Annotated in this window: 18 protein-coding genes; 6 read left to right on the top strand and 12 right to left on the bottom strand. The window is 69.4% G+C overall.

All coding sequences use genetic code 11. The annotated features are described in order from the left end of the window. Positions 1-7: 7 nt before the first annotated feature. Genes M3195_RS14425 through M3195_RS14415 form a run of 3 tightly spaced genes read right to left on the bottom strand, consistent with a single transcriptional unit; the run spans position 8 to position 1,768 of the window. On the bottom strand, positions 8-664 hold the full coding sequence (locus M3195_RS14425) for a hypothetical protein (RefSeq protein ID WP_251588614.1): 657 nt from the start codon (positions 662-664) through the stop codon (positions 8-10). Further along, positions 661-1,128: a MarR family winged helix-turn-helix transcriptional regulator gene (locus M3195_RS14420; RefSeq protein ID WP_251588612.1), complete on the bottom strand. Its 468-nt coding sequence runs from the start codon at positions 1,126-1,128 to the stop codon at positions 661-663. Before M3195_RS14420 ends, M3195_RS14425 begins: the two co-directional genes overlap by 4 nt. Positions 1,129-1,177: 49 nt before the next feature. Further along, on the bottom strand, positions 1,178-1,768 hold the full coding sequence (locus M3195_RS14415; protein WP_251588611.1) for a hypothetical protein: 591 nt from the start codon (positions 1,766-1,768) through the stop codon (positions 1,178-1,180). Positions 1,769-1,922: 154 nt separating this feature from the next. On the opposite strand from M3195_RS14415, the gene M3195_RS14410 reads away from it, so the two are divergent. Together M3195_RS14410 and M3195_RS14405 are read left to right on the top strand one after the other, a co-directional pair. Then, entirely contained in the window at positions 1,923-3,161 is a 1,239-nt protein-coding gene (locus M3195_RS14410) for a glycosyltransferase (protein WP_251588610.1), read from the top strand. Between the two features lie 9 nt (positions 3,162-3,170). Then, a complete protein-coding gene (locus M3195_RS14405; protein WP_251588609.1) occupies positions 3,171-4,376 on the top strand; it encodes a glycosyltransferase in 1,206 nt (401 codons plus the stop codon). Here M3195_RS14405 and M3195_RS14400 read toward each other — a convergent pair. Genes M3195_RS14400 through M3195_RS14390 form a run of 3 tightly spaced genes read right to left on the bottom strand, consistent with a single transcriptional unit; the run spans position 4,370 to position 5,608 of the window. After that, the gene (locus tag M3195_RS14400; RefSeq protein ID WP_251588608.1) at positions 4,370-4,855 is read right to left on the bottom strand and encodes a hypothetical protein; all 486 of its coding nucleotides are present in this window, start codon (positions 4,853-4,855) and stop codon (positions 4,370-4,372) included. The two genes, M3195_RS14405 and M3195_RS14400, sit on opposite strands and share 7 nt — an antisense overlap. A 14-nt stretch (positions 4,856-4,869) precedes the next feature. Beyond that, on the bottom strand, positions 4,870-5,391 hold the full coding sequence (locus M3195_RS14395; RefSeq protein WP_251588607.1) for a hypothetical protein: 522 nt from the start codon (positions 5,389-5,391) through the stop codon (positions 4,870-4,872). Between the two features lie 55 nt (positions 5,392-5,446). Then, a complete protein-coding gene (locus M3195_RS14390; RefSeq protein ID WP_251588606.1) occupies positions 5,447-5,608 on the bottom strand; it encodes a hypothetical protein in 162 nt (53 codons plus the stop codon). Between the two features lie 87 nt (positions 5,609-5,695). Here M3195_RS14390 and M3195_RS14385 point away from each other — a divergent pair, with 87 nt between their 5' ends. Next, a complete protein-coding gene (locus M3195_RS14385) occupies positions 5,696-6,667 on the top strand; it encodes a helix-turn-helix domain-containing protein (RefSeq protein WP_251588604.1) in 972 nt (323 codons plus the stop codon). Between the two features lie 24 nt (positions 6,668-6,691). Here M3195_RS14385 and M3195_RS14380 read toward each other — a convergent pair whose 3' ends face one another. Next, positions 6,692-7,390 carry an NRDE family protein gene (locus M3195_RS14380; RefSeq protein WP_251588603.1) on the bottom strand — a complete coding sequence of 233 codons (699 nt, stop codon included), beginning with the start codon at positions 7,388-7,390 and terminating at the stop codon, positions 6,692-6,694. Positions 7,391-7,458: 68 nt separating this feature from the next. Here M3195_RS14380 and coaBC point away from each other — a divergent pair, with 68 nt between their 5' ends. Both coaBC and M3195_RS14370 read left to right on the top strand, forming a co-directional pair. Continuing rightward, positions 7,459-8,673, top strand: a complete 1,215-nt coding sequence (gene coaBC, locus M3195_RS14375) for a bifunctional phosphopantothenoylcysteine decarboxylase/phosphopantothenate--cysteine ligase CoaBC (RefSeq protein ID WP_251588602.1) — start codon at positions 7,459-7,461, stop codon at positions 8,671-8,673. Between the two features lie 70 nt (positions 8,674-8,743). Next, positions 8,744-10,960 carry an ATP-dependent Clp protease ATP-binding subunit gene (locus M3195_RS14370; protein ID WP_251588601.1) on the top strand — a complete coding sequence of 739 codons (2,217 nt, stop codon included), beginning with the start codon at positions 8,744-8,746 and terminating at the stop codon, positions 10,958-10,960. Between the two features lie 139 nt (positions 10,961-11,099). On the opposite strand, the gene M3195_RS14365 is transcribed toward M3195_RS14370, so the two are convergent. The 4 genes from M3195_RS14365 to M3195_RS14350 form a co-directional block, all read right to left on the bottom strand. After that, the gene (locus M3195_RS14365) at positions 11,100-12,605 is read right to left on the bottom strand and encodes an amino acid permease (protein WP_251588600.1); all 1,506 of its coding nucleotides are present in this window, start codon (positions 12,603-12,605) and stop codon (positions 11,100-11,102) included. 67 nt (positions 12,606-12,672) lie between these two features. Further along, on the bottom strand, positions 12,673-13,602 hold the full coding sequence (locus M3195_RS14360) for an acetamidase/formamidase family protein (RefSeq protein WP_251588599.1): 930 nt from the start codon (positions 13,600-13,602) through the stop codon (positions 12,673-12,675). Then, complete coding sequence (locus M3195_RS14355) at positions 13,599-15,005, bottom strand: APC family permease (RefSeq protein WP_251588598.1); 1,407 nt, start codon at positions 15,003-15,005, stop codon at positions 13,599-13,601. The genes M3195_RS14360 and M3195_RS14355 overlap by 4 nt, the downstream gene beginning before the upstream one ends. 16 nt (positions 15,006-15,021) lie before the next feature. Beyond that, positions 15,022-15,915 (bottom strand): proline iminopeptidase-family hydrolase, encoded by an 894-nt coding sequence (locus M3195_RS14350; protein WP_251588597.1) that lies wholly within the window; start codon positions 15,913-15,915, stop codon positions 15,022-15,024. A 78-nt stretch (positions 15,916-15,993) separates the two neighbouring features. On the opposite strand from M3195_RS14350, the gene M3195_RS14345 reads away from it, so the two are divergent. Next, positions 15,994-16,713 (top strand): FadR/GntR family transcriptional regulator, encoded by a 720-nt coding sequence (locus tag M3195_RS14345; protein WP_251588595.1) that lies wholly within the window; start codon positions 15,994-15,996, stop codon positions 16,711-16,713. A 161-nt stretch (positions 16,714-16,874) separates the two neighbouring features. Here the strand turns inward: M3195_RS14345 and M3195_RS14340 are convergent, their stop codons facing one another. Further along, positions 16,875-17,462: a nitroreductase family protein gene (locus M3195_RS14340; RefSeq protein WP_251588594.1), complete on the bottom strand. Its 588-nt coding sequence runs from the start codon at positions 17,460-17,462 to the stop codon at positions 16,875-16,877. Between the last annotated feature and the right edge of the window lie 13 nt (positions 17,463-17,475).

Below are 17,475 nucleotides of genomic sequence, written 5' to 3'. Positions count from 1 at the left end.
CTTGTCGTCAGGATGCTTCGAGCAGGAAGGGCCGGGCTGCGTCGAGGAAGAGCTTCGGGTCGTCCGCCCACAGCCGCACACGATCGACGGAATGGATTCCGCCGCGAGGGTGTGCGCCGGGAAGACGGATCGCCACCTCTCGCTCCAACTCGATCTCGATGTTGGTCTCCGACTGCACGCGCTCGGCGTACTCCGTTCCGATCACTCGGGGCTGCTTCGGCTCATCCACGCGACGCGAGATCGCCACCGATCGGATGTCGTCCCAGCGCAGGAGTACGACGAGTTCCAGGCCGCCCCGCACGCGAACCCCCTCCGGACCGACCGTGTGCGGTCGCATCAGCATCGCGCAGAGCAGTCCCAGCATCCAGGTGACGCCCCAGATCCCGAGGACCAGCATCGTGATGCGCACCGCCGGCCACTGGTGGACGATCAGGTCGATGATCGGGATCTCCACCGCCGACAATCCGATGAAGATGAACAGCAGGGTCAACACCGGGCGATGGAACGCCACCCCGGTCGCGCCAGGCGCGATCGCCGGACGGCGGGCGACGGCGCGAGCGATACTCGTGTACACCCGGATCTCGCTGATGAGCGCACGACGCAGCAGGATGCCGACGCGGGCGAGCCGAGTGGGCGGAGTCAGCTGCGAGGCGTGCGAGGTCATCCCGCACCTCCGTCCCGAGATCCCTCAGCGGCCGCCGCGTCCGTGACGAGCGTCTCGAGGTGGGAGCTGATCGCCGCGAGGCCCCGGGCGACCGCCGCGCGATCGCCCGGGGCCACGGCGCGCAACAGCGATTCGTTCAGCTCGGCATGCTCCCGCTGCATCCGCGCCATGAGGTCGCGCGCCGATTCCGTGAGTTCCACGAGCACCGCACGTCGATCGCTCGGATGCGGCGTCCGTCGCACATGCTCCGAGCCCACGAGGGCATCGACGAGCCCGGTGATGTTCCGCGGCGAGACCCCGCACAACCGGGCGAGCGTCTGCTGCGTGGACGGGCCATTGTGGTGCACCGTCCAGAGCAGGTGCACGCGGGCCGTGGTGAGGTCGGTGCCGGCGAACGCTCGCTCCATGTCCTTCTGGAACAACTCGCCGATGAGAAGCAGGCGGTCGACGAGTAGCGGCTCCATGTCCGTGAGTCTACTACATGATTACCTTACTTCACGATATGCGAGCGGCTCACGCCGGTCCGAGACGGAGCACCTCCGGCGACTCGCCCCCGGTGAGCTCGTCCGCGATCCGCACGCTGCGCGCGAGGTCGTCGAGCGAGCCGTCGAGCGTTCCGAACCGCTCGCGGTCGCTGCAGACCGCCGTGACGGTGATGAGATGAGTGCCCGTGTCCCACGTGTAGGTGGCGAAGGGCGGTGTCGCGGGCGACGGCGGCATCGCGACGACGAGCTTCTCACCGGCGCCCAGCCACCGGCTCGAGAACGACTGCGTGTCGTCGTAGTCCATCGGCATCGACGCCCGGGCGATCCGGACGTCCGGTGTCAGCACCTGCACCGTCGCCATCGCCACGACGAGCTCGGGATCCGCCTTCCACGTCCACACGAGAACACGGCCGTCGGCTCGGCGCATGAGCATCGGCGCCGCCTGGCTCATCGCCCACGCCCCGAAGCGGGACCCGGGGCGCTCGCTCGCCCCGAGCGCGGCGTTCGCCTGGCCGAGCAGCATCCTGATGGCGGCCTTGCGGTGACGGCGCCCCTTCCACCCGAGGGAGTCGGTCACGGGGATCCACAGCTGCGGGTCGGCGTCGGCTGTCAGTCGCATGACCCCACGGTACGGGGTGAACCTGTGCAGGCGCAGGCCGGCCGTGGCATCCCATCCGCCCTCGCCCGGCCCGCCTCGGCGGCGCGATCAGACCCCTCGGGTAGAGTGGCCACCGCCCAGATCGGGCTTCCTGGCCGCCAGACCGATAGGCAGAATGTCTTCCTCTCCCTCCGATCCGACGAGCGCTTCCGACGCCGCATCCGCCGCTGCCCCCACGAACGGGTCGCGTCCGCTGCGCATCCTGATCGGCTGCGACACCTTCTCGCCCGACATCAACGGAGCGGCGCGATTCGCCGAGCGCCTCGCCGCGGGGCTCGTGCAGCGCGGTGACGACGTGCACGTCGTCGCCCCCAACCAGGCCTATCGGCGCACCCCGGCACGCACCGAGGTGATCGAAGGTGAGCCGATGACCGTGCACCGCCTCCCGTCGGTGCGCTGGGCGCCGCACGACTGGCTGCGCTTCGTGTGGCCGTGGCGCTCCAAGCACTATGCCCGCAAGGTGCTCGATGCGGTGCAGCCCGACGTCGTGCACATCCAGTCGCACATCGTGATCGGCCGCGGCCTCGCCCGCATCGCGCACCAGCGCGGCATCCCGGTGATCGCGACCAACCATGTGATGGCCGAGAACATCCTCGACCACACCACGATGCCGAAGTTCATCGACGACCTCGTGCTGCGCTTCGCGTGGGCCGACGCCAAGCGCACCTTCGGCCTGACCCGCGCGATCACGACGCCGACGCGACGCGCCGCCGACTTCCTCGAGCGCACCGTCGCGGTGCACGACGTCATCCCGGTCAGCTGCGGTATCGACCGCACCCAGTACACCCCGGTGATCGGCCCCCGCGAGAAGAACCGCATCGTCTTCGTGGGTCGTCTCACCGCCGAGAAGCAGGTCGAGGTCATCCTGCAGGCGATGACCAAGCTCGACCCGGCGCTCGACGTCACGTTCGACATCGTGGGCGGCGGAGACCAGCGCAAGCAGCTCGAGAATCTCACCGGGCAGCTCGGCCTCGCCGACCGCGTCACCTTCCACGGCCGCACGACCGATGAGGAGCTGCGGGCCCTCCTGTCGCGGGCGTCGGTCTTCACGATCGCCTCGATCGCCGAGCTGCAGTCGATCGCGACCATGGAGGCCATGGCCTCGGCGCTGCCGATCGTCGCCGCCGATGCGGTCGCCCTCCCGCACCTCGTGCACGACGGCGAGAACGGCTACCTCTTCGAGCCGGGCAACGCGGATGCTCTCGCGGCGCGCCTCACCGACGTCCTCACCTCCGACCGGGCCGAGTACGAGCGGATGCAGCAGGCGTCTCTCGACGGCGTCGTCATCCACGACATCAACCGCACCCTCGACACCTTCGAGGCGCTGTACCGCGACGAGCCGCTGCCGCAGTAGCGGCCCGTCATGCACGTCGTCTTCTTCGGCGATCAGCACCTGGACTCCCTCGGCGGCGCCCAGGTGTCGATGCGGCTGCAGCGCGAGTTCCTCGAACGCGCGGGGCACACCGTCACGGTCGTCGCGCCGCGCATGCACGGCCCCCGCGCCGCGCGCACGCCCGACCCCGCGAACGTCGACCTCCCGTCGATCCCGATCACCGTCGACCGCGAGTACTCGATGTCGTGGCCGGGCCGCGCGACCGACCGCACGCTCGACCGCGCCCTCACGCGGCGTCCGCCGGTCGACCTCGTGCACGTGCAGGCCGACTTCTGGGGCGCCTTCATCGGACACCGTTTCGCAGCTCGTCACGGCATCCCGGTCGTGCACACCATGCACAACCGCGTCGACGTCGGCATCGCCGCCGTGACCCCGCTGCATCGCCCCGTTCTCGCGGTGCTCAACGCGTGGCGGCGGGTCGCCCTGCGCGGAGTCGCCGAACCCGTCGGCGGGTCGGACGGCTGGGCGTTCCTGCGCGGACTCGCCAGCGGAGCGGATGCCGTGACTGCGCCGTCGACCCACTTCGCTCGTCGGCTCGAAGAGCACGGCGTCTTCTCGCCCGTCGACGTCGTCTGGAACGGCATCGACGACGACATCCGCGAGCAGACCCTCGACACCGCGCCCGCGCACCGCGAGCCGGGACGCCCTCGGTTCGTGTGGCTCGGTCGGATGAGCCCGGAGAAGCGCCTGCTGCCGTTCCTCGAGGCGTTCGTGGACTCGGGCGTCGAGGCCGACCTGGAGGTCATCGGCGGCGGGGCGCAGCGCGGCGCCGCCGAGAAGATCGTCGGGGGCGTTCCGCACGTCCGCTTCGTCGGCCGGCTCAGCTATCCGCAGACGCTCGCGCGGATCGCCGCGGCTGATGCGCTCGTGCAGACGTCGATCGGCTTCGAGACGCAGGGCATGACGCCCTTCGAGGCCGCGACCCTCGGTACGCCGTCGATCATCAGCGATCCCGACATCGCCGCGGAGCTCGGAGGCGGGCTCTGGGCCGTCCCCGGCGCGGCCGGCACGGAGGCGCAGCGGCGCGCCGGACTGGTCGAGACACTGCAGCGCGCGGCATCCGACATTGCTGCCGGGATCGCCCCCGTTCCGTCACGCGAGGTGGCCGAGGCCTTCCGGCAGTCCTCGCGGACCGCCGCGATGATCGAGGTGTACGAGCGCGTGCTCGCTCAATAGGCCAGCCAGGAGAACACCCCGGAGAGGCCGGTTGCGAGGTATCCCACGAAGGATGCTCCCGCGAGACCGACCGCGATCGCGGCCTGCAGATACGGGCCCGAGCGGCGCAGGGCGACGATCCCGACCGCCAGCGCTCCCGCGTCGGCGAGGAACACGATGAACCCGATCACGCTCGTCAGGCCCATCCACACGCTGTAGTAGTCGCCGGTGTACAGGAACGGCGAGAGCAGCGTCGAGAAGAGACGGATGCCGAGTGCCACCAGCGCGACGATGAACGCGATGCGTCCGAGTGCGCCGGCCATGGTGCGGGGCGCCGAAGCGGCAGTGGGGTAGCCCTGGCTCTGGTACAGCTGGCCCTGGTGCTGCTGGCCCTGGTACGGCGGATACCGGTGACTCTCGGGCGGATAGCCGTGGGGCTGCCCTGGCGGCTGCGCTCCGGGTCGGGGAGCCTGTGGATTCTGCTGATACGGATCGGACATGGAGGGCTCCCGGGTCAGCGGTAGGTCAGAGTGAGCGCGAGGTTCGACACCCACGACATGAGGATGCCGAGGATCTCCGACGCGGCGATGCCGATCGCGATTCCGGCGAGGAGCTGCCGCCCGGGACGTCGCACGGCGACGATCCCGAGGATCAGCGCGGCGATGGCAACGATCAGCACCAGCCCGTTGCCCACCGCGGCGAATGCTCCGTACAGCGCGGCGCTGAAATCGACCGCGCTGATGAGGATCGGCAGGCTCAGCGCGACGAGCACCCCGCTGGCGAGCGAGACGAGTGCGACGATGAAGGCCACGCGTCCGAGCCCACCGCCTGCGAGTGCGGGGGAAGCGGTCGATGCCGCGCTTCCCGGGTATGTCGCGGCCTGATTCGGCTGGCCGTACGGCTGACCGGGATGACCGTACTGCTGAGCGGGTCCCGGCCGGCCCTGGGGTTGCCCCGGCTGCGGGTAGTGCTCACCCTGCGGGTGCGGGGGAGTTCCCTGCGTGGGCGGGGGTGGCTGCTGCTGCGGCTCGCTCATGGTCACGAGCGTAGCCCTGCGGCGCATCGGATGGGACGCCGCGCACGCCGAGTGGTCAACGATAGGCGTGACCGGAGTGCGCGTCGTCGATGGCGTCGCGGCCGGCGACCTGTCGCCAGTCGGTCGGCTGGTGACGGTACCCGTCACCACGCAGTTCCACGACGGTGGCGATCACCGCCCAGATGACGAGAGCGAGGAGTGCGAGGAGAGTGAACATGGCAGAAACGCTACGACCGGTCTTGATCCGCCACGAGTGGCAGAATAGACTTGATCCGTACGATTACTGCCAACTCGAGGAGTCGCCATGAAGACCGTCGCCTGCGTGATCCACGACGGGTTCTCGCCGTTCGAGTTCGGGGTCGCCTGCGAGGCGTTCGGGCTCGACCGCACGGACTCGGGAGTGCCCAACTTCGACTTCCGCGTCGTCGCGCCACAGCCGGGCGCCGTGGCATCGACGATGGGATTCTCGGTCAACGTCGAACACGATCTGTCGTTCGCGTACGAGGCCGACCTCGTCGTCTTCTGCCCGGTGCCCGCGTCGTCGTGGACATCCATCGATCCGCGGCTCATCGATCTCGCTCGCGACGCCGTCGCGCGCGACGCCTGGGTCCTGACCGTTTGCAGCGGCTCCTTCATCCTCGCGGCGGCGGGCGTGCTCGACGGTCGCCGGGCCACCACGCACTGGCGCTATTCCGACGTGATGGCCGACATGTATCCGCAGATCGACATCGACCCCGACGTGCTCTTCGTGCAGGACGGACACATCATCACGAGCGCAGGCACGGCCGCCGGGATCGACGCCTGTCTGCATCTGCTGCGTCTGGAGCTCGGCGCCGAGCTCACCAACCGCATCGCCCGCCGCATGGTCGTCCCCCCGCAGCGGGACGGCGGTCAGGCGCAGTTCATCGACCGCCCCATCCCGGTGGTGCCCAACGACTCGCTCGCTGCGGTCGCCGACTGGGCGGTCGAGCACCTCGCCGAAGACCTCGGCGTCGACCAGCTCGCCGCTCGTGCATTGATGTCACCGCGCACCTTCGCCCGTCGCTTCAAGGCCGAGTACGGGGCGACGCCCGCCGCGTGGCTTGCTCGACAGCGGGTGCTGCATGCGCAGCGGATGCTGGAGCGCAGCGATCTGCCCCTCGACCGCATCGCCGAGGAATCCGGGTTCGGTTCGGCCGCCGTGCTTCGACAGAACTTCGCCCGCGTGCTCGGCACGACGCCGACCGCGTACCGCGCGCGCTTCTCGTGCGCCGATCCGGAGCCGTCGGCGGCCTGACCGGAAAGGGCGCGATGCTCCCGGCTACTCCCAGTGGCCGGGACTCGGCAGCGCCCGATAGTCGAGCTCGACGCCCTCCGGTGTCACCGTCGCCGTCGAGTACAGCAGTGACTGCGTGGGGAATCCGTAGGGTCTGTTGTCGCGGATGATCGCCCGGTCGTCCTCCGGGTCGAGCCGGGCGGACACCCCGAGCAGCGCCGTCCATTCCGCGGCCCAGTCGGCGCTGTCGGCCGCCGGACCCAGCGCGCGGAACTCGGGCAGCCACGTCGCGATGCGCGGCGTCTCCGGATCGTCGAGGTCGTCGTGGGCGACCATGTGGATGCCCGGATCGATCGCGGTCTCGCGCAACTCGACGCCGTCCCAGCTCAGCAGGTGCGAGCCGTCAGGGCTTACCTCGAGCAGGTTGAAGCCGTGCATCGGCAGCGGCGCCTCGGGAGAGCGGCCCATGACCGACTCCAACGCCAGCGAGCCGCGTGACCGCGCGAGCTCGTCGGGAAGCTCGGCCACGTCGGCGCGATTGAGGAGCACGGCCAGTCGTCGCTCCGCGGGGTTCACCGCCAGCCAGGCACCGCCCGCGCGTCGGTCGCGGATGCCGGAGACGCCGGGATACTTCTCCGGCCACCATTCGCCGGGGGCGTCCCACGCCCGTTCCGGGTCCTCGTCGCGCACCGCGAGGAGGCGGGCGTTCGCGGCATCCGCCACATCGATCACCACCGTGCACACGGTGCCAGTCTAGGTCGGGGTTCGGGGATGCCCGCCGTCTGACTGATCCCGTGGGGCAGAATCGAACCGTGAACATCGTCGTCGGAGTCACCGGAGGAATCGCCGCCTACAAGACCGTGCATCTCGTGCGGCTGCTCACGAAAGCCGGGCACGACGTCACGGTCGTGCCGACGGACGATGCGCTGCGCTTCGTCGGTCTGCCGACGTGGGAGGCGATCAGTCGGCATCCGGTCACGACGAGCGTCCACGACGACGTCGCGCGCGTCCGGCACGTCGCGCTCGGGCAGAACGCCGACCTCGTCGTCGTCGCCCCCGCCACCGCGAACTCGATCGCCAAGATCGCGGCGGGCATCGCCGACGACCTCCTCGGCACCACGCTGCTCGCGACCGAGGCGCCGGTGCTGCTCGCGCCCGCGATGCACGCCGAGATGTGGCGCAACGCCGCGACGCAGGCGAACATCGCGACCCTCGTCGGCCGCGGCCTCCATCTGGTGGGCCCGGCGGAGGGTGAGCTCGCCGGCGGCGACAGCGGGCCCGGGCGGATGGCCGAGCCCGAGCAGATCTTCACTGCGGTGCTCGACGTCCGCGCACCGCGCGACCTCGACGGGCTGAACGTCGTCGTCTCGGCGGGCGGTACGCGCGAGCCCATCGATCCGGTCCGCTTCCTCGGCAACCGCTCCAGCGGGAGGCAGGGCGCAGCCATCGCCGCAGAGGCCGCCGCCCGGGGCGCGACCGTGACGCTGGTCGCCGCGAACGTCTCCGACGACGTGCTCGCCGTGGCGCGGCATCCGCAGCTCGAGGTCGTGCACGTCGGCACGGCAGCGCAGATGGCGGACGCCATGAAGTATGCCGCGGTCGCGGCGGACGTCGTCGTGATGGCGGCCGCCGTGGCGGACTACCGACCGACGGAGGCCTCCGACCAGAAGCTCACGAAGGAGCTCGGCGGGCTGGGTCGGATCGAGCTGGTCGAGACGGAGGACGTGGTCGCCGCGCTCGCAGAGGCGCGCGCGGCCGGGCGAGCTCCGACGGGACAGGTGATCGTCGCGTTCGCCGCGGAGACCTCGGAGGATCCCGAGGAACGGCTCGATCGGGCGCGCCGGAAGCGGGAGCGCAAGGGCGTCGAGCTTCTCGCCGTGAACCTCGCCGACGCCGGGCACGGATTCGAAGTCGCGCACAACGCCGTCGAGATCGTGGGCGGCGAGGGGGCCGTCGTGGCGTCAGCGGCGGGAACGAAACGCCAGGTCGCACGGGCGATCCTGGACGCCGCCGTCGCGGTGCGCTAAACTTGAGTCATCCCCACTCAACTTTCTGGATGGGGCACGCGACGACAAGGAGTCTCCTCAGGAGGAACAGATGCCAGGCCCACAGAGCACCCCGCAGAACGACGAACAGCAGTCCGCCCTCGAGCAGTTCGGGATCAACCTCACCGACCGCGCCCGCCAGGGCAAGCTCGACCCCGTGATCGGCCGCGACAGCGAGATCCGACGCGTGAGCCAGGTGCTCACCCGGCGCACGAAGAACAACCCGGTGCTCATCGGCGAGCCGGGCGTCGGCAAGACCGCCGTCGTGGAGGGCCTCGCGCAGCGCATCGTCGCCGGTGACGTCGCCGAGTCGCTCAAGGACAAGGAACTGGTCTCGCTCGACATCTCGGCGCTCGTGGCCGGTGCCATGTACCGCGGTCAGTTCGAGGAGCGCCTGAAGAGCGTGCTCAAGGAGATCACCGAGTCCGACGGCCGCGTCATCACGTTCATCGACGAGCTGCACGTGCTCATGGGCGCGGGCGGCGGCGAGGGATCCGTCGCGGCCTCGAACATGCTCAAGCCCATGCTCGCCCGCGGCGAGCTGCGCCTGATCGGCGCCACCACGCTCAACGAGTACCGCGAGTTCATCGAGAAGGATGCGGCGCTCGAGCGCCGCTTCCAGCAGGTGTACGTCGGCGAGCCCTCTGTCGAGGACACCATCGCGATCCTGCGCGGGCTCAAGGGGCGGTACGAGGCGCATCACGGGGTCACGATCTCCGACAGCGCCCTCGTGGCGGCCGCCGCGCTGTCGAACCGCTACCTGCCCGCGCGGCAGCTGCCGGACAAGGCGATCGACCTCATCGACGAGTCGATGTCGCGGCTCAAGATGGAGATCGACTCGTCGCCGGTCGAGATCGACCAGCTCAAGCGCCAGGTCGACCGCATGAAGCTCGAGGAGCTCGCGCTCAAACGCGAGAAGGACGCCGCGTCCAAGGAGCGCCTCGGCGCGCTGCGCGAGCAGCTCGTCGGCATGGAGGCCCAGCTCGCCGAGCTCGAGGCGCGGTGGGCGCGCGAGCGCCAGGGACTCAATCGGGTCGGAGAGCTCAAGAAGCAGCTCGACGACGCCGTCACCCAGCGCGACCTCGCGATGCGCGAGGCCGACTACACGCGTGCCTCGAAGCTCGAGTACGAGACCATCAAGCGCCTCGAGCGCGAGATAGCCGAGGCCGAGCAGGCCGAGCAGACGGTGTCGACCGAGGGACGGATGGTCAACGAGCAGGTCACCGACGAGGACATCGCCGCCGTGATCGCGGCGTGGACCGGCATCCCGGTCGGACGTCTGCTGCAGGGCGAGAGCGAGCGGCTGCTGCACCTCGAAGGAGAGCTCGGTCGTCGCCTGATCGGTCAGAAGGACGCCGTGAAGGCGGTGTCGGATGCCGTGCGCCGCTCCCGCGCGGGCATCAGCGACCCCGGTCGCCCGACGGGATCCTTCCTGTTCCTCGGCCCGACCGGTGTCGGCAAGACCGAGCTCGCGAAGGCGCTCGCCGACTTCCTCTTCGACGATGAGCGCGCCATGGTGCGCATCGACATGTCGGAGTACGGCGAGAAGCACTCGGTGTCGCGGCTCGTCGGCGCCCCTCCCGGGTACGTCGGGTACGAGCAGGGCGGTCAGCTCACCGAGGCCGTGCGGCGTCGTCCATACAGCGTCGTGCTGCTCGACGAGGTCGAGAAGGCGCATCCCGAGGTCTTCGACGTGCTGCTGCAGGTGCTCGACGACGGTCGGCTGACCGACGGCCAGGGGCGCACGGTCGACTTCTCGAACGTCATCCTGATCCTCACGTCGAACCTCGGCTCGCCGATCCTCATCGATCCGACGCTGTCGCCAGACGAGAAGCGCGACCAGGTGATGGCTCTCGTGCGGCAGGCGTTCCGACCGGAGTTCCTGAACCGTCTCGACGACGTCGTGATGTTCCAGGCGCTGAGCGAGGACGACCTCGCGCAGATCGTCGAGCTCTCGGTCGACCAGCTGCACGACCGGCTGCACGACCGCCGGCTCTCGCTCGCGGTCACGCCGGATGCGCGGTCGTGGCTCGCGGAGCGCGGCTACGACCCGGTGTTCGGTGCGCGCCCGCTGCGGCGGCTCATCCAGACCGAGGTGCAGAACAAGCTCGCCACGGCGCTGCTCTCGGGCGGCGTGCACGACGGCGACACGGTTCGAGTCGACGTGTCTGCCGACGGGTCGGGGCTCGTGCTCACGGCCGCGACCCCGGAGCCGACCCCCGAGGGGGACGACGACGACGTGATCGAGGCGGAACTGCTCGACGACTGAGGCCGCACGTCGCGCGCGCGGCGAAGGAGATCTCACGCTGCGAAGGACCGGATCCTGTGGATCCTCCTTCGTTGCGTGAGATCTCCTTCTCTGCGTGAGGCGCCCGGGGTGGGGCGCCCGGGGTGAGCGGCGCCCTGGGTCAGAGGCGGGTGCCGCGCGCCGTGATCGCGTCGCGTTCGAGCTCCTGACCGATGATCGAGTGGCGCCGGGAGTACGCGAAGTAGATCACGATGCCGACCAGCAGCCAGACGCCGAACCGCACCCAGGTCTCGGTGCTCAGGTTCAACATGAGCCAGAAGCAGGCGATCGCCGAGATCCAGGGAAGCCACGGCGACAGCGGCACCGTGAACGGGCGCTCGAGGTCGGGGCGGGACTTGCGCAGGATCGGCACGCCGATGCTCACAAGCACGAAGGCCGACAGGGTGCCGATGTTGATCATGTCGCCCAGCACCTGCACGTCGGTGAAGCCCGCGATGATCGCGATGATCACGCCGACGATGAGCTGGATGCGCACGGGCGTGCCGCGCTTGGCGTCGGTGACGCTCAGCGAGCGGGGGAGCAGGCCGTCGCGGCTCATCGCGAACACGACGCGGGCGAGACCCATGAGCAACACCATCACGACGGTCGTGAGTCCGACCAGGCTGCCGATCGCGATCACCTGAGCGGCCCAGGTCGCGCCGACCAGCTCGAACGCGCTCGACAGCGACGGCTCGTCGAGCTTCGCGAGCTCGGTGTACGACACCATGCCCGTGATGACGATGGCGACGAGCACGTAGAGCACCGTGACGATGACGAGTCCGAGCATGATGCCGCGGGGCACCGTGCGCTTCGGGTCCTTGGTCTCCTCCGCGCTCGTCGCGACGACGTCGAAGCCGATGAACGCGAAGAACACGAGCGCGGCGCCGGAGAGGATGCCGAACACGCCGTACAGCGTCGGGTCGGCGCCGGTGAGGAACGAGAACAGCGACTGCGTCCAGGCGCTCTCGGATGCGGCGCCCTCCTGTGCCGGCGGGACGAACGGGGTGTAGTTCGCGCCGTTGACGAAGAAGAAGCCGACCACGATGACGAACAGCACGATCGCGACCTTGATGACCGTGAACACGCTGTTCACCCGGCTCGACAGTCGGGTGCCGAGCGCGAGGAGCGTCGTGAAGATCGCGACGATGACGACGGGACCCCAGTCGAAGGCGAGTGGCCCGAGCTGCAGCGTCATGGGGATGTCGAGGTCGAACAGCGACACCGCGTCGCCGAGGTACACGCCCCAGTACTTCGCGATGACGGCCGAGGCCATCAGCATCTCGAGGATGAGGTCCCAGCCGATGATCCAGGCGAGGAACTCGCCCAGCGTCGAGTAGGTGAACGTGTAGGCGGATCCCGCCACGGGAATGGATGACGCGAACTCCGCGTAGCAGAGGATCGCCAGGCCGCACACGACCGCGGCGATCACGAACGAGATGATCACCGCGGGGCCGGCGTGCCTCGCCGACGCCTCGGCGCCCACCGAGAAGATGCCGGCGCCGACGGCCACCGCGACGCCCATGACGGCGAGGTCCCAGACGCCGAGGGAGCGCTTGAGCGAGCGCTTCTCGTCGTGAGTCTCGGCCATGGACTGCTCGACCGACTTGATCCTGCGCAGAATTGCCATGCCGACGAGTCTAGGTCGCAGCAGCCGCGCAGTGTTCCTGACAAATCGCGACGGGAGCGTGGCGCGGCTACAGAACCGACTTCGGCACGCGGTGCAGCGTCACTGCCCCGACCGCCGCGAACGGATGCAGCGGGTCGGGATCGCTCGACCCCGTCGGTCCGCCCAGCTTCGAGTCGACGAGGGCGCTCATCACCGCGAACGCATCCATCCGGTCCCACCCGTGGTCGCCGACGAGGAAATCGTAGGCGTCTTCATAGCCGCGCGTGATGCTCTCCTGCACGGGATCGCCGAGTCCGACGAACAGCCACGAGTCCGGCGTCTCGATGCGCGGAGCCCGCAGCGCGAGCCCCGGGATCACGTCGACGCTCACCACGGCGATGCCCTCCGCCTCGATCGCGACGAACGACGACTCGCCCTCGCTCATGATCGCGTGGATGTCGCCGATCGACAGCAGGGCGCCCTCGACCTCGACCGGGAGGTAGACGGTCGAGCCGGGCGCGACCTCGGTGACGTCCATGTTCCCGCCGAGCGCGGTGGTGGGCATGACGGTCGAGTTAACGCCGGATGCCGGTGCCGTGCCGATGCATCCGATCATCGGCCGCGGAGCGACCAGGTGACGATCCGTGAGGTGCACGCCCGCTTCGTCGATCGTGATGCGCCGGGTGAGCACCGCGTCTCCCATGCGGTGACGCAGTGCGCCCGTGCCGGGGAGGCTCACCGACCATCCGCACTCCTTCAGGCGGATCTCGTGGACGGTCACCGCGAGCGCGTCGCCGGGGTGTGCGCCCTCGACCCGAACGGGACCGGTGACGGGGTTGATCGGCGCCGTCAGGGCGCCGAGGTCGCCGTGATCGTGGAGCTCGCGGTAGACCGCGTCATCCGTCTCGAAGCCGATCCGCTCCCCGGTACCGGCCGCGATGCGCAGCACCGGATCGACGTCGGCACGGAATCCCGGGCGGCCGAGCTCCTTGCCGAGGAAGTGGTCGATGCCGGTCATTCCGTCTTCCCTTCGCTCGTGGCCGCGTGCTCCGACAGTATCTCGGGATTCGCGCCGTTGCGGATGCGGAAGATGACGAACACGATGACACCGACGGCGAGCCAGATCACTCCGCCGACCTTCGCCTCGACGGAGGCGTTGACCAGCACGTACCCGATGATGAGGAACCCGCACAGCGGCACGACGAGGTGCAGCAGCCAGTTGGTCGAGCGCTTGCGGACGATGTAGTGCCAGAAGACGGCGACGTGCAGCAGGAGGAATCCGAACAGGGCTCCGAAGTTGACCAGCGACGAGATCACTCCGATCTGTCCCACGAAGAACAGCACGAGGACGACGCTCAGGGCGCTGACCACCAGGATCGCGTACACCGGTACCTGACGCGCGTTGATCTTCGAGAAGAACCGCGGCAGCTGTCGGTCGCGGCTCATCGAGTACAGCAGGCGCGACGTGGCGGCCTGCGCGGCGATCGCGTTCGCGATGCCGACGGCGACGACGTTGACGGCGAGGAACGCGGTCGCCCATCCGCTGCCCGCAGCCTGCGCGACGATGGAGAAGAACGCGTTGTTGACCGTGTCCTCATCGAAGGCGATCGTGCCGGCGGCCAGAGCGCTGGCGAGCCAGGTCTGCAGGATGAACAGGGTGGCGACGATGAAGAGCGCGATGACCATCGCCCGACCGGCCGGGTTCCTCCTGCCGGTCGTCTCCTCCGACAGGGTCGAGATGCCGTCGAAACCGAGGAAGCTGAGCACCGCGATCGACAGCGCGGCGGCGATCAGCGGCGGGTCGACCTTGGCCGGGTCCCACAGTTGCGCGAGCGAGAAGGACGAGCCGGCGATGGTGTCGCCGGTGAGGGCGGAGACGGCGATCACGACGAAGATCGCGACGAAGACCAGCTCGATCGCCAGGAAGATGCGGTTCGCGACGGTGATCGAGCCGATGCCGAGCACGTTGATGACCGTGTTGACGGCTACGCAGAGGATGGCCCACAGCCACTCGGGTGAGTCGGGGAAGATGCCGCGCATCGAGGAGGCCGCGAACACGTAGAGCAGGGTCGGCACGAGCAGATAGTCGAGCAGGATCGACCACCCGGCGAAGAATCCGGCCACGGGATGCGTACCCCGACCCACGTAGGAGAACACGGAACCGGCGAGCGGGAACGACTTCGCCATCTGCGCGTAGCCGAGGGCGGTGAAGATCATCGCGATCAGGCCGACGAGGTAGACGAGGGGCACCATGCCCTTCGACTCGTTGAAGACGACGCCGAAGATCGCCCAGGGCGCGATCGGCACCATGAAGACGAGGCCGTAGACGACGAGGTCGACGGTCGAGACGGAGCGCTTGAGCTCCTGCCTGTAGCCGAACGATTCCAGCCTCGGCTGGTCTCCGGATGCGGTGGTGGTCATCGTCTCTCCTGTCGGGTCACGGGTGGTCTGCGAGGAAGTCCGCGACGACGCGGAGGAACTCGCGGGGCTGTTCGAGGTGGACGCAGTGGCTTGCGCCGGGGAAGACGTGAGAGCGCACGTTCGGGATGCGGTCGACGAACGGCTGCCACGTCGCGGGGGTGGCCTCGTCGAACTCGCCGGCGACCACGAGGGTGGGGGACAGCACCTGTTCGAGACGGTCGACGACCGACCAGTCGCGCAGGGTGCCGACCACGTGGAACTCGTTCGGGCCGTTCATGGTGTGGTAGACCGTCGGGTCGTCGAGCATCTGCGCCTCGCTGTCGACGAAGTCCTGCGGCGTGGGCACGACGCGGCACACGTGACGCTCATAGAACACCTGGGTCGCCGCGAGGTAATCGGGGTGGTCGATCGTGCCGTCGGTCTCGTGCCGGTCGAGCGCCTCGCGCGCCGCCACCGGCAGCTCCGCACGCAGCCGCGCGGCCTCGCTCGTCCACAGCGGCATGGATGCGGGGGAGTTGCAGATCAGCAGGCTGAGGATGCCGTCGGGCTGCCGCACCGCGATCTCGGCGCCGAGCATTCCTCCCCACGACTGACCGAGCACGTGATACTCGTCGATGCCGAGATGGGCGCGCAGCGCATGGAACTCGTCGACGAAGAGTGCCGGCGTCCAGTGCTCCACGGGCGCATCGGGGTGGTGGGAGCTGCGCCCGCAGCCGATCTGGTCGTAGTGGACGACCGTTCGCCCGGTCAGGTCGGCGAGAGCCTCGAGAGCGCGGACGTAGTCGTGCGCCATGCCAGGACCGCCGTGCAGGACGAAGAGCGGGGCGAGGTCCCGAGGCTCATCGGGCTCGGTGACCCGGTACCAGGTGAAACCATCACGGAACGGGGCAGTGGATTCGCGACGATGCATGAGGACATCGTGGACCTAAATGGTCTGTGAGTAAACCATTCCGTCGTGATTTCACATCGATGTAACACTGGAACCGATATGACGGAGACCGACGACACCCTGATCGACCGCATCACCGACCGGCTGGTGACGGCCGTGGCGATCGGAGAGTTCCTGCCCGGGACGCGGCTGCCGGCCGAGCGCGACCTCGCCGTGTCGCTCGGCGTCGGCCGAACCACGACGCGGGCAGCGCTCGAACGTCTGGTCGCCCGCGGCATCCTCGAGAAGCAGCGGGGCCGCACCGGCGGATCCTTCGTGCGGGAGGAATGGCCGACGTCGGAGGCGGCGGCCGTGACGCGCTGGCTCGAGGAGCAGTGGCCGCAGCTCGTCGATGCCGCGATCGCCGGCACCCATCTGCACGGCGCGATCGCGCGACTCGCGGCGGTGAATCGCACGGAGGACGACATCGTCCTGATGCGTGCGCGACTCGACGACTTCTCCGAGGCGGAGACGGGCGCGGCGCGCCAGCACGCCGACAGCCTGCTGCACCTCGCCATCATCGCCGCGGCGCACAACGACACCCTGTCGGAGGTGGTGCGCGAGCACGAGCGACGCTTCACGATCGTGGCGCCGGCCCATCTGTGGGGCGATTCCGACAGTCGCCCGGCGATGGAGGAGCGTGCCGCGAGGGAGCACTCGGAGCTGGTCGACGCGATCGTCGACGGGCGGGCGGAGGATGCCGGGCGGATCGCGCAGCATCACGTCGAGATCGATCTCGAGCTGCTCGAGGCAGTGCGCCGCCGCGCCATCGGGCGCTGACGCGGCATCCATATCCTGCGTGTCCTGCTCGCGCTTTCCGCCGAGACCTTACGGAAACGCCGAAACCCCATCTGAGCTACGTAGCTCGGATGGGGTTTCGGCGCGGGTGTGGGGTCTCGACGCGCGTGTGCGGCGGCGGAAACGACGAGACGGGACTTCGCTCAGGCGCTGAGGATGACCGTCTCGTCGATCGGGCGACGAATGCGCGGGGCGACTTCGCGCTCCTGCAGCACCTCGGGCAGCGACTCGACATCGCCGAACTCGCCGACCGCGAAGACGGTGGCCGGCACGAAGCGCTCCTCGAGGTCGGCGAACTCGCGCACGACCTCGGGGTCGAACCCGCTCATCTGGTGCACGACGAGACCGTCGTGGTGAGCCTGCACCGAGAAGTGCGCGACGGCCTGGCCGAGGTCGTAGAAGGCGTGGGTGAGGGGCGTGCCGTCGGCCGTCGCGGTCTCGGCGATCGCGACGACGAGCACGGCGGCGTTGCGCGCCCAGGTCTGGTTGAAGCCGACGAGCGAGTCGACGACCTGAGCGTGCAGGGCGGTGCCGCGACGGGCGACGATGAAGCGCCAGGGCTGCGAGTTGTTGGCGGAAGGGCTCCAGCGCGCTGCCTCGAGGGCGGTCGCGAGCTTGGCCTCGTCGATGTCGTTCTGCGCGTCGTAGGCGCGGGGGCTCCAGCGGCCGGCGAGCACCTCGAGGACGGGGTGCTCGGTGGGGGCGGTGCGGTCGATCACGGGAGTGCTCACGGAAGTGCCTTTC

Source organism: Microbacterium hydrocarbonoxydans (assembly GCF_023715885.1).
GTDB classification, from domain to species: Bacteria; Actinomycetota; Actinomycetes; order Actinomycetales; family Microbacteriaceae; genus Microbacterium; species Microbacterium hydrocarbonoxydans_C.
The sequence above is the reverse complement of the archived record's forward strand: the minus strand, read 5'-3'. Positions and strand labels throughout refer to the sequence as shown.